This window comes from Echinicola strongylocentroti, from assembly GCF_003260975.1.
Taxonomy (GTDB): domain Bacteria; phylum Bacteroidota; class Bacteroidia; order Cytophagales; family Cyclobacteriaceae; genus Echinicola; species Echinicola strongylocentroti.
Window position 1 is genome coordinate 2,334,131 of record NZ_CP030041.1, and the last position, 11,984, is coordinate 2,346,114.

Below are 11,984 nucleotides of genomic sequence, written 5' to 3' on the forward strand. Positions count from 1 at the left end.
TGGGGTTTAGAAGGTTAGGTTAAATCCAAAATTAAACAGTCGTTGCTGCGGATAAACCAGCCCATTGGCAGAGCCAATTTCCGGATCGATACCAAAGCTCTTGACATTGTCAAAGGAAACCAAGTTGGTACCATTGGCATACACCCTCAGTGATCCGATGCCGTATTTCTCCAAGAAGGCTTTTGGCACGCGGTAACCTAGCTCTAGGTTTCTCAGTCTCAGGTAACGAACGTTGGTCAGCCAGAAATTACTGTGTCTGTAAAGGTGGTCAGCCCCTGCTCTTCTGATGGCCGGGTAAGTGCCCGGTACCCACTCGCTGTCAGCATTGAAGAGGTCTTCACGGTGCCACCTGTCCTCAAACATAAAATCGGGCGAGTTACCATTGTTCTGAAAGGGGTATCTCAGCTCCCAGTTTCTGGTAAAGGTCTGCATAGAAGCCCCAGCAAAGCTAAAGTATAGCTCGAAGCCTTTATAGCTGGCCGATCCGTTCAGGCCAAAACTCACATAGGGATTGGCTCCTTCTGCATATCCGATAGGACGTTCATCGAGGTTGTTGATCAAGCCATCCCCATTGACATCTTCATAGATAAAATCTCCAGGAAGGACATTTCTATTGCCATTTCCATCGATATCCACTGGATAGTTTTCGATTTGCTCTTCACTTTCAAATCTTCCGACAACATTATAGCCCCAGTTGATATTGTTCCATCTGCCATCATCCATATCACGGTATTGGTTCCAAGAATTACCGAAACGAGGCTTATACCTTTCCAGTGTTTTCAAACGTGATATGGTCGCATTGGCACTTAGGGAGAAGTCCACTTCACCAGTCCTTCCGGTATACGTCACCATTCCTTCTACGCCGCGGTGTACATCGGACTCTAGGTTTTCGACCGGGAGGGTATATCCTACCTCTACTGGCAATAGCACATCATATCGACTGGCCGGAATCCCTGTTCTCTTTCGTTGAAACACATCGGCCTGCAAGAATAACTTGCTATTGAAAAGGTACGTATCGATACCGATATCTACATTCGTATTGGTCACCCAAGACAGATTGGTCACCGGCAGTCCTCGCGGATCCACACCTGGCACAAAGCCGCCGTCCAAAACGGCACTTCCACCAGCACTTGGGATAAAATCGTATCCAGCATAATAGCTAAATGGCGCTACGATAAATTCATCGCTGCCGATCCATCGGTCATTTCCGGTCTGCCCCCAAGAGGCGCGGATTTTCATGTCCGAAAGCACATTGCCTTTGACATTGTCCATAAACGGTTCATCGGTGATTTTCCAACCTGCCGAAACCCCAGGAAAAAAACCGTAGCGGTCTTCTTTAGGAAAAAGGAACGATCCATCGTACCGGGCAATAAACTCTACTAGGTATTTTTCCTTGTAGTCATAGTTGATTTTACCCAAATAACCGTCTCTGGCTTCCTGATAAATCTCATCGATCAGCACATCCTGATCGGCAAAGGACATCAATGGAATGTAATTATTAGGTGGCACGGTGTGCACGATCATATAATGGGACTGTTGGTCCCATCGCTCATAACCTAGGATTGCAGACAAGTTATGGGCGCCAAAATTCTTGGCGTAATTGACCTGAAATTGGCCTACACGGTCTACAGTGTTTCTTTTCCTTCGTTCTCTCCAAGGGTTTTGGTTACCCATATTGTCATTGGTAAAGTACGTATCCGTCGCTTCATCATAACCGTAACCATCATACGTGTACTCAAAACCATCAAAGTCCAGATTGGTATAATTGTACGAGTAAGTACCTTTCATGGACAGGCCAAAATCAAAGTCATACTGTGCAAAGAAATTGCCCTTAATCGCTCGTTGTACTTCATTTACATAACCTGTGATGTCCTTGGTATAGGTAGCAGGATTTACGTTGATGTTGTGCACCTCGCCATTGACATAGTTTGGATTATCATTGGCATACGGGCGCTCTGTAGGCCACATGGTAAAAATACTCAGGAAAGGGTTAAAGTAATCATCCAAGCCTGGTACACCTACCTGTTCTCTATTCTCGATACGGCCACTGAGCTGCATCCCTACTTTAAAACCATCGGCCAATGTCACATCAATGTTTGACTGGAAGTTGGTTCTTTCGAACAGATAATCCTCGATCGTAGCATCTTGCTTCAAATGTCCCAATGAGATATAGTATTTCGTATTCTCAGAACCGCCCACAGCACTCCCGTTTAGGGAATATTGCGGCACATTTGGTTTGATCACAAAATCATAATAGTCCGTGCTGACATAGCCCTTTTCCGTACCTTGTTGCCATTTGGACAGTTCATCAGGGGATATTCCCGGTGCTCTTCCTGCATTGACATTGGACTCCGCGTTGGCGCGTAAGTATTGGTATGCATTGGCTGGCTCAGGGTAGCGGGTAAAGTTCTGCAGACCATAATAGCCACTTAGGCTGATCTCTGCAGGTTGGTTGGCTTTACCTTTTTTGGTCGTCACCAATACCACACCATTGGCTGCACGCATACCGTAGATCGCCGCAGAAGCATCTTTCAGTACAGAGATGCTTTCGATGTCATTTTGGCCTAGATTGTTAAATTGCGCTGCATCAGAAGGGATTCCATCGATCACATATAATGGAGTCCCCATATTTCGGATTTGAATGGATGCACTAGATCCTGGCCTTGCATCAGTCTGCCTTGCTGTCACTCCTTGGATCTTCCCCACAAGGGCTTCGGAAGTAGTGACAGAAGGTGTTTTGATCAAGTCTTTTGAATCTACTTCACCTACCGCACCAGTAATGGTGCCTTTCTTTTGGACACCATAACCTACGACCACTACTTCTCCAAGGTCACTGAGGTTTTCTCCCAAGGTAATGTCTATGGTCGATTGGTTACCCACAGTGACTTCCTGCGCTTCGTAGCCTAAGTACGAAAATACCAAAATGCTTTCTGATGATGGCACATCCACGGTGTACTTACCATCCAAATCGGTGGCTACACCGATACTGGTTCCCTTTACCAATACGCTGACTCCGGGAATGGGCATTCCCTCCTCGTCCACCACTGTACCAGATACAGTAAGCTCCATTGCTTGGCTTTTAAGGAAATTGGGGGTGGATAAGTTAGGGTGAGTGAGCGGTGCTGCTCCAAGTGGGGGGACTTGCTGTAACAGAAAGGTTACCAGCAAAGTCACCACAGCAAAATGCTTGTGTAAAGCTTTACATTTCATATTAATGGGGTTTATTGAAAATTAGAAACTCATTAACTACTTATTAACCCGCTAATAACGAGTACCTTGGGCGACAACATTCCACTTCACCCGATTGCTTTAAAATTAATAAGTGGCTTTAGTACACTTATTAATTATTTCGAATATTAGAGAATATTCTACTCTTTCGCAATAATTAAATGTGTTTTAAACACTAATAATTTATAAAAACAGCTGGTGGTAAATTCTGTAACAACAGGTTTCGGGAAGGATTTTTAAAAATCTGGAATTTTAAAGTGTATTATTAACAATTATTAGTAAAAAAATCGAGCGCTATTTATAAAAAGTGGAAAAAAGTATTTTAGGGAAATTTTATTTTCACTGCTTTGCCCTTCAATCAGAAAAACATCTATGCTAGCCAACCATTTAGAGGAGACCGAACTGGGTTTTATCACAAAAATGCTTTCCGGCAATCGTCCCCGGCTACATTATTGGCCATAAAAAAAGGCGGGATTTCCCCGCCTTTTTATTAAACCTTAAATATATATTCACTCAAGGATCATTCCTCTTCATAGATAGCAGAAGGCCATTTGTCATTACCGATATTCACATCAGGCAACACTTTGTCAGGATCGATCACGATGCTTTTCACTTCCTTATCGGTCTTGTAAAGATGGTTCCACTGATCTCCTCTCTGCCAGATTTCCACTGGCAGCTTAAATCTCTCAGAAGAGCCATCTTCAAAAGTAACCTCTACCAATACCGGCATCGGCACGCCGCCCCTGTTGGACAGTGCCAACACATAATTGCCACCATAAGGATAAACCCCATCTAGGGACAGGTCAATGTTTTCGGTACCGTAGAACCAGTTCTGCCAGAACCAATTCAAGTTCTCACCCGCCACATTCTCTATGTGGTTAAAGAAATCTGTAGGCTGAGGATGCTTAAATGCCCAAGTTTCGATATAAGACTTGAAGGCATTGTCAAACCGCTCGTGTCCAAGAATATACTCCCTCAACATGATCAAGCCCATTCCCGGCTTCATGTAAGCAGTCATTCCCAAGTTACTGGTATTGACCACATCTGGATAGGTGTCGATTCCTTCGCGGGTTTCTCTATTGAACCAAGAAACGTACTTTCTGGTATGGTCCAGATCAGCTGGATACTCACCATTATTGAACTCCAGTGTACTATAATGGTTGATAAACGTATTAAACCCTTCATCCATCCAAGGATAAAGCCGCTCGTTACTTCCTACGATCATCGGGAACCAGTTATGGCCAAATTCGTGATCGGTCACGCCCCAAAGCGACTCGCCTTTGCTTTCATATCCACAGAAGTTAAGGCCAGGATATTCCATTCCTCCAATATCAGCGGCCACGTTGGTAGCGGTAGGATAAGGAAATTCGTACCATTTCTCTGAATAGTGCTCTATCGACGCCTTGCTGTATTCCGTAGATCGTGACCAAGCTTCCTGTCCATCACTTTCCTTGGGATATACAGATTGTGCCAAGATCGTTTTGCCGCTAGGCAGGTCTATTTTGGCTGCATCCCAAATAAATGCTTGGGAGGAAGCAAAAGCAATGTCCCTGGAATTTTGGATCTTAAATTTCCAGGTCAACGTGCCGTCCTGCTTTTTCCTTGTAGCAGGGTCAGCCACTTCATCCGGCGTAAGAATATACACGGTGCTGTCGCTTTCCATGGCCTTTTCCATCCGATCTTGCATGGTACTGGACATCACATCACCCGGATTCAATAGTTCCCCAGAACCAACGACAATATGATCTGAAGGTGCCGTTACAGAATATTCAAAATCACCATATTCCAGATAAAACTCACCTGCGCCCAAATAAGGCTCCGTGTTCCAGCCTTTGACATCGTCAAAAACTGACGTACGAGGATACCACTGTGCGAGGGCATAGATCGTACCTTCTTCTACGTCAAGACGTCCCATTCTGTCCATGCCCTTTTCAGGGATTTTGTAGGAAAAGTCCATCGAAATGGTCGCTTCACCGCCCTTTGCAGGAATCGGCTCGTCCAAAAACACTTGCATTCTGGTATCGTCCACCAAGTATTTGTTAGAAGCATCACCTCTCTTGCCCACTTTAGCAGAAACATTGGACAACTGGTATCCGCCGTCCACATCGCCATTGTAGCGGTTACCTTGGATCGGTGTGGTCAAGGTACCCCGAGAGTCTTCGGTAAACCTGTTCTGCTCCAGATAAAGCCATACAAAATCCAATGCTTCCGGACTGTTGTTGGTGTAATGAATGGTCACACTTCCAGTGATGGTATGTGCCTCATCGTCCAAGGTCACATCGATATTGTAATCGGCACGGTTTTGCCAATACATCGGCCCAGGCTTTCCTGAAGCCGATCTGTACATGTTTCCTTTACGGTAAATAAAATCGCCAAATTCACTTTGGTTGTTCTCTTCCACCTGCTGTGCCACCGTAACCTGCACCATAAACAAGCATAAAAACAAGATTGAGAGTTTCTCTAAAGTATATTTCATATCTTGAGTTGATTATAATATTTCGCCAAATTTACATAAAGATTGACGAACAGAAAATGTATTTATTTTAATGGTAGGGAATTAAAAAATCAACTGCCGGAAACATTACCAAAGTTTACTTCCTAGACTACCTATAAATCTCAAAAACCAGCAAGCACATCCAAGCCTTTACTTATTTGACGGAATATTTTAACCTGTAGGATTTTAAGGCAAGCGTATCACGGTCTGTTAGGCTCTCCAAAAAGTCCTCATCAAATTCATTATGGCGTGTCCCAAAGTCCACAGACACCAATTTATCATCTTTATCATAGCGAACAAGCTTAAAATATTGTAATGCCACGTCAAGGGCTGACCGTTCATCACCATACATGACATGATGAACACTATACCGTCCGTTATCGGTGACATCATATGGATACTTAAAAAAATCGGACTCAACCAACGGGAAGTCCTCCACCTCATTGGTCACTTTTGACTTCATGATTATGGTCCCATCTTTTCTTTTCACCTCTATGATTTGTGAGGCGTAGTGAATCCTACCATCAGCAAAAAAGGTGATTTCTGCGCCATCTCCATAATTAGCCCCTGGCTCCACAAATTTGGAATTATAAGAAGTAGAACCGATGCTATAATACCTATCCAAAAATTCTCCAATCACCTCAATGTCCCCGTTACTATCCAATAGCTCGCCTCCTGCAAATACACGCATTTCAGATACTGTGACTATTTTATCAAAAGTCATGGTAACTGGATAATCAGGAGTCTCCTCTTCCTGTCCACATGATCCGAGAATAACCACTAAACCTAATAGCACTATACTTCGCTTAAAGTCCATAATATTTTCCATATTCTTTATGTATTAACTAACCTGACTCATACTTCCTAGTATGACCTTTCTCATTTAATTCACAGCAATTACGCAATGAACAAGCCATTTCTGAGAAAGCTGGAATTTATATAATAAAGACCAGGGGCAGGCTAAGGCCGAACTTCTATTGAATTAAAAATCCATTGTCATGTCAACCAACTTCCATGCGAAACCGCCCAATCCCCATAATTCCACAAACTTAATCATTAAAATTTCACCAAGTGGTGACATAAATTAAATTTTGTCACCACTTGGGAATATATTAAGAAACTAAACCATTATTTTACCAGATTACTAAAACAGCAAATCATTATGGCTCGAAAAATCCCGCATGGAGAATTTCGTAACAAGGAACGTACGAAGCTAAAACTCATCCAAGCAGTAGGAGAAATCATCCGCACCCAAGGTTATACCAAACTTGGAGTCAACCGAATTGCAGATACCGCTGGGGTGAGCAAAAAATTGATTTATCGATATTTTGGAAATGCAGACAAACTGATCGAAACCTACATTAGAGGCGAAGACTACTGGATGGCCTTCTATGATTCCTTGAGACAATTGGCAGACCACAAAGACGATGATTATGGAAAAAAAACGATAGAAATGACACTTAAAAATCTCTACGAGCACATGTCCAACTCACAGGAAGCTCAAAAAATTATTCTATGGGAGATCAGCGAAAAAAGCCAACTGATGTTTGAAATCTGTAATGATCGTGAAAAGCTTGGTGCTACAATATTGGCTAAAATGGATCCTCTTTTTGATAAAACGGATATCGATATCAGGGGAATCCTAGCATTAATACTCGGAGGGATATACTACATTGTCCTCCATTCAAACAGCACAGGAGGAAGCTTTTGTGAAATCGAAAACGAAAACAGGAAAAATCGAATCTCCCGAAGTATAGAGACCATCCTAGAGTGGGCCTATAATGAAGCGGAGAAACAAGCCAAATAGACAAAACAACCAACGTAAAATAACACTTCCGCATTCACGCTAGCAGTCGAAGGAACCGTTTTCTGTTTTTCCATGACTTCACCTGCAGCTCCCTCTCTCTGACTGCTGACTTTGAGGGGTATAGCTCAGCATAACAAAGTTGCCAGCCATTTCCCGGCCACCAAATCCTTTGTGATTGGCATTATGCCGTCGTAGGCACTGTCCAGCGCGTCGATGTATGACCGGTATAAAATCTATCAAGTTGTTGGGAATAATGAATATAAAAGTAATGATCCAATACGCCTTAAAATAAAATTAGCCTTGGTGTGCACCAAGGCTATTCAAGTGGGAATTGAGGGATTCGAACCCCCGACCCTCTGCTTGTAAGGCAGATGCTCTGAACCAACTGAGCTAAATTCCCATTATTTTTAAACCACTTTATGTCTCCAGCCATTGCCGGGAAACGCTGTGGGAATTGAGGGATTCGAACCCCCGACCCTCTGCTTGTAAGGCAGATGCTCTGAACCAACTGAGCTAAATTCCCATTATTCATCAACCATTTGTTGTTGAATTGGATTGCAAAGGTAGATGCTTTTTTTATTGCAGCAAATAATAATTAAAAAAAAATATCAGCCAGATACTAACTGGCTGATATCCTGAAATAAAAGTTATCGAGATGACAATTGTCAAATATCAAATTTTATTCCTTGGGCCAAGGGAAGCTCAGTGGTATAGTTAATCGTATTCGTCTGTCGCCTCATATAAGCTTTCCAAGCATCCGAACCTGATTCTCGGCCTCCTCCTGTTTCCTTTTCTCCTCCAAAAGCCCCGCCAATTTCTGCTCCTGAAGTTCCAATATTGACATTGGAGATGCCACAGTCCGATCCTTCACTGGAAAGATAACGCTCCGCCTCACGCATATTAGTGGTCATGATTGCAGAAGAAAGGCCTTGGGGGACGTTGTTTTGCATAGCAATGGCCTCCTCAAATTCCTGGTACTTAATAAGGTATAAGATGGGACCAAATGTCTCTTTTTGGACAATTTGAAAATGATTTTCTGCTTCAAAGACACTTGGCTTCACATAACACCTAGATGAATAATCCTCTCCTTCTAAAAGCCCCCCGGCTACCAATTCGCTTCCACCTTCTGCTTTTACCCTTTCAATCGCCGTAAGGTAGTTTTGTACTGCTTGCTCATCAATCAGCGGACCTATATGATTGTTCTCATCAAGTGGATTCCCTATGGTTAGCTTGCCGTATGCCGAGACAAGTCTTTCCTTTACCTCATCAAAAACTGATTCTTGAATAATCAACCTCCTAGTGCTCGTACATCGCTGCCCAGCTGTCCCCACTGCACCAAAGAGTGCCCCTCGGATCGCTATATCCAGATCAGCATTTTCGGTAATGATAATGGCATTATTACCACCAAGCTCCAAGAGCACCTTACCTAATCTACCCCCAACGGTCTCGCCGACTGCCTTGCCCATATCGGTAGATCCCGTGGCTGAGATAAGTGCTACCCGTGGATCTTGGGTAAGAAATGCACCTACTGTAGCACCTCCAGTGAGCAGGGAAGAAACACCTTCAGGAAAGCCGTTTTGCTTAAAAACCTCCGACGCCAACACCTGGCAGGCCAACGAAGTCAACGGGGTCTTTTCGGAAGGCTTCCACACACACACATCACCACATACCCATGCGATCATCGTATTCCAAGACCAAACAGCCACAGGAAAATTAAACGCCGAAATCACCCCCACGACTCCCAACGGATGCCACTGCTCATACATTCTGTGGCCTGGTCGCTCAGAGTGCATCGTTAGCCCATACAGTTGACGGGAAAGGCCTACTGCAAAATCACAGATATCAATCATTTCCTGCACCTCCCCGAGTCCCTCTTGGTAGGATTTGCCCATTTCGTAGGACACTATTTTGCCTAACAAGTCCTTTTTGTTGCGAAGTTCCACTCCAATTTGGCGGACCACTTCACCACGCTGCGGTGCTGGTACATTTCGCCAAACTTTAAATGCTTTTTCAGCTTGCTCCAAGACTTTTTCATAAGACTCACGTGTAGTCATCTGGATCTTGCCTATCTCTTTCCCATCCACAGGAGAGTGGCTGCTCAGCCATTCTCCTTTGATGTCTATATACTCTACTCCTGTCCAAGTCCCCTTGTTTACTTCATTGAGCCCAAGGTCTTGAAGAAGGGTTTTAGTATCGAATGTGTCAGTCATGATAGATTTATTGTTTAAGCTAATTTGTGGTAATCCAGTTTTGAGCCTCTTTCTTAGAAAAGAGATGAGAAGTTATTCATTAATTTGAAGAAATTAAAGAAGACGTATTGATAAATAACCAGCCCTGAAACAAATCACCTCATTTTCTTTTCAAAAAGCTCCCCACTTTTCGACTGGATACTAACCGAATTCATGATGGATCACAGTCCCCTTTTACTGGCACACCTTTTGAAATGGCGAGTAAAACGCTACTGGTTTTTAGACTCAAACAAGATGAAAAGATACCTCCTACTACTTACCGCTTTCTTGCTGCAACAATTGGCTTTTGGCCAACTCATCGAACGCAATTTTTTTGGGCATTTGGAATACAGCTCCAGAAATGGCGAATACAAAGCCTTGTTGGAGAAGAATGTCTTCGACAACCTTATCTTCACCGACAATCAGCAAAACAACATCACCTTTGAGAAGAAATACCTCCACCAAGAATACGGGGATATGCTGAAAAACGAGCGGGAAGAACGGATGTTCCTAATGGACCTGGTTCGTCAATACAGAAGAGAAACCAACTATAAAGCCACCTATGAAATTGACATTTTCGATAAGCTGATCATCCAGGACAACCGGGATTATAAGCTGGAAATAGGCGAAGATATTTTTGGCAACGTCACTAGGACAGAGTCCATCAACGGAAGGCGAATGGCCTTTACCCGAGAAAAAAACGGCGGCCTTTCCTACGAATCCACCACCGAAAAAGCCTCCTTGCGAAAGGACATTTTCGGACATTGGATCTATGAAGACAGTCGGCAAAACAAATTGGAATTTGGTAAAGCTACATGGGATAGACTGATCCACAAATATGGTGGCAATGAGGTCATTTTCAATCAACTCATGAACGAATTGCTGTTTTTCAAGGATACACGAAAAACGAGGAACAGAAGATAAGGACGCTATATGTTTGCATTGAAAGTTTTTAAAATTAAATTTTTATTCACTATTTGGAGCAACAACGATCGGTACCCACTTCCAAGATCTCTGTAGTTACAGGCTTGGGAAACGTATTTTGTTTCAGCTGCACATGAAAACACCAAACGAACTCCGCACAGTAAATGTAATGAGGTACATTTTGCCCCTTAGGGAAGGTGGCTCATTACCGGCCCTTGCCGAAGCCGATGATGGGTTTAATTATGTGCTGAAATTTAGAGGAGCTGGCCAGCGGGAAAAAGCCCTCATTGCTGAACTTCTAGGCGGAGAGATCGCCAGGGTTTTAGGCTTCAAAGTACCAGAACTGGTGTTTGCCGAACTCGATGAGGCATTTGGCCGATCGGAAGGAGATGAAGAAATCCAAGATCTGCTCAAAGGAAGCAAAGGCCTGAATTTGGCCTTGCACTTCTTATCCCACGCGATCAACTTTGACCCATTGGCCACGGAAGTAGATCCCCTTTTGGCTTCAAAAATCGTCTGGCTGGACATGCTGATCACCAATGTAGACAGGACCTTTCGCAACACCAATATGCTGATGTGGAACAAAGAGCTGTGGCTGATCGACCACGGGGCTGCCTTCCTCTTCCATCACAGCTGGAACAACTGGGAACGAAATGCCCAAGGGACCTTCCCTATTATCCAAAACCATGTCCTCCTGCCCAAAGCCAGTATGCTGGACGAAGCCAATGAAATATTAAAGCCGCTATTGAGCCCTGAAAACATCAAAAACATCGTCTCTCTTATTCCAAAATCATGGCTGCTCGCAGGAGGAGAAAGTGACGACGCCGATGAACTGGCGGGAGTTTATGACAACTTCCTGAACTTAAGGCATGCTCACGCAGATCAACTCACAAAAGAAGCGAAAGATGCAAGGACAACTGTTATATGATTATGCCATCATCCGCGTCGTTCCCAGGGTAGAACGGGAAGAGTTCATCAATGTAGGAGTAATCATCTGCGGAACCAAAAGTGGATTTCTCCAAGTCAAACTGGCCCTAAACGACACTAAACTGTTAATGCTGGACCCTGAGGTAGATGTATCCATGATCAAAGAAAATTTGGCTTCCTTTGAAAAAATCTGCAGTGGATCCCAAGGCCCAATTGGCACCATGGACAAGGCCTCCCGCTTCAGGTGGCTCACCGCTGTAAGAAGCTCGATTATCCAGACTTCCCGACCGCACAGCGGTTTTAGTGATAATTTGGACACCACTTTGCTTCGGCTATTTAATGAATATGTCCTGTGAGCGTTGTTCACCCACCGTTA

The 11,984-nt window shown here is 43.8% G+C and carries 8 protein-coding genes and 2 tRNA genes; 4 read left to right on the forward strand and 6 right to left on the reverse strand.

Annotation, left to right across the window (positions count from 1 at the left end; translation table 11 throughout):
- Window positions 1-6 precede the first annotated feature (6 nt).
- The 3 genes from DN752_RS08970 to DN752_RS08980 form a co-directional block, all read right to left on the reverse strand.
- Window positions 7-3,210: a SusC/RagA family TonB-linked outer membrane protein gene (locus DN752_RS08970; protein ID WP_112783630.1), complete on the reverse strand. Its 3,204-nt coding sequence runs from the start codon at window positions 3,208-3,210 to the stop codon at window positions 7-9.
- A 538-nt stretch (window positions 3,211-3,748) separates the two neighbouring features.
- On the reverse strand, window positions 3,749-5,704 hold the full coding sequence (locus tag DN752_RS08975) for a M1 family metallopeptidase (protein ID WP_112783631.1): 1,956 nt from the start codon (window positions 5,702-5,704) through the stop codon (window positions 3,749-3,751).
- Between the two features lie 172 nt (window positions 5,705-5,876).
- Complete coding sequence (locus DN752_RS08980) at window positions 5,877-6,551, reverse strand: hypothetical protein (protein ID WP_112783632.1); 675 nt, start codon at window positions 6,549-6,551, stop codon at window positions 5,877-5,879.
- 333 nt (window positions 6,552-6,884) lie between these two features.
- Between DN752_RS08980 and DN752_RS08985 the strand changes: the two genes are divergently transcribed.
- Window positions 6,885-7,529, forward strand: coding sequence for a TetR/AcrR family transcriptional regulator (locus DN752_RS08985; protein WP_112783633.1), 645 nt, complete (start codon window positions 6,885-6,887; stop codon window positions 7,527-7,529).
- Window positions 7,530-7,854: 325 nt separating this feature from the next.
- On the opposite strand, the gene DN752_RS08995 is transcribed toward DN752_RS08985, so the two are convergent.
- The 3 genes from DN752_RS08995 to amaB all read right to left on the reverse strand — a co-directional run bounded on the left by DN752_RS08995 (window position 7,855) and on the right by amaB (window position 9,739).
- Window positions 7,855-7,929: transfer RNA gene (locus DN752_RS08995), tRNA-Val, on the reverse strand.
- Window positions 7,930-7,977: 48 nt separating this feature from the next.
- A tRNA-Val gene (locus DN752_RS09000) sits at window positions 7,978-8,052 on the reverse strand.
- Between the two features lie 142 nt (window positions 8,053-8,194).
- Window positions 8,195-9,739 (reverse strand): L-piperidine-6-carboxylate dehydrogenase, encoded by a 1,545-nt coding sequence (gene amaB / locus DN752_RS09005; RefSeq protein ID WP_112783634.1) that lies wholly within the window; start codon window positions 9,737-9,739, stop codon window positions 8,195-8,197.
- 273 nt (window positions 9,740-10,012) lie between these two features.
- Here amaB and DN752_RS09010 point away from each other — a divergent pair, with 273 nt between their 5' ends.
- The 3 genes from DN752_RS09010 (at window position 10,013) to DN752_RS09020 (ending at window position 11,964) form a co-directional block, all read left to right on the forward strand.
- Window positions 10,013-10,681, forward strand: coding sequence for a hypothetical protein (locus DN752_RS09010; protein ID WP_162633179.1), 669 nt, complete (start codon window positions 10,013-10,015; stop codon window positions 10,679-10,681).
- 133 nt (window positions 10,682-10,814) lie between these two features.
- The gene (locus DN752_RS09015) at window positions 10,815-11,609 is read left to right on the forward strand and encodes a HipA family kinase (protein WP_112783636.1); all 795 of its coding nucleotides are present in this window, start codon (window positions 10,815-10,817) and stop codon (window positions 11,607-11,609) included.
- The gene (locus DN752_RS09020; protein WP_112783637.1) at window positions 11,587-11,964 is read left to right on the forward strand and encodes a DUF3037 domain-containing protein; all 378 of its coding nucleotides are present in this window, start codon (window positions 11,587-11,589) and stop codon (window positions 11,962-11,964) included. The genes DN752_RS09015 and DN752_RS09020 overlap by 23 nt, the downstream gene beginning before the upstream one ends.
- The last annotated feature ends 20 nt before the right edge of the window (window positions 11,965-11,984 follow it).

Excerpts from the sequence above, each read along its gene's own strand:
- DN752_RS08980 (WP_112783632.1), bottom strand. The coding sequence starts at position 6,551 with ATGGAAAATATTATGGACTTTAAGCGAAGTATAGTGCTATTAGGTTTA.
- DN752_RS09010 (WP_162633179.1), top strand. The coding sequence starts at position 10,013 with ATGAAAAGATACCTCCTACTACTTACCGCTTTCTTGCTGCAACAATTG.
- DN752_RS08970 (WP_112783630.1), bottom strand. The coding sequence starts at position 3,210 with ATGAAATGTAAAGCTTTACACAAGCATTTTGCTGTGGTGACTTTGCTG.
- DN752_RS08975 (WP_112783631.1), bottom strand. The coding sequence starts at position 5,704 with ATGAAATATACTTTAGAGAAACTCTCAATCTTGTTTTTATGCTTGTTT.
- amaB (WP_112783634.1), bottom strand. The coding sequence starts at position 9,739 with ATGACTGACACATTCGATACTAAAACCCTTCTTCAAGACCTTGGGCTC.
- DN752_RS09015 (WP_112783636.1), top strand. The coding sequence starts at position 10,815 with ATGAAAACACCAAACGAACTCCGCACAGTAAATGTAATGAGGTACATT.
- DN752_RS08985 (WP_112783633.1), top strand. The coding sequence starts at position 6,885 with ATGGCTCGAAAAATCCCGCATGGAGAATTTCGTAACAAGGAACGTACG.
- DN752_RS09020 (WP_112783637.1), top strand. The coding sequence starts at position 11,587 with ATGCAAGGACAACTGTTATATGATTATGCCATCATCCGCGTCGTTCCC.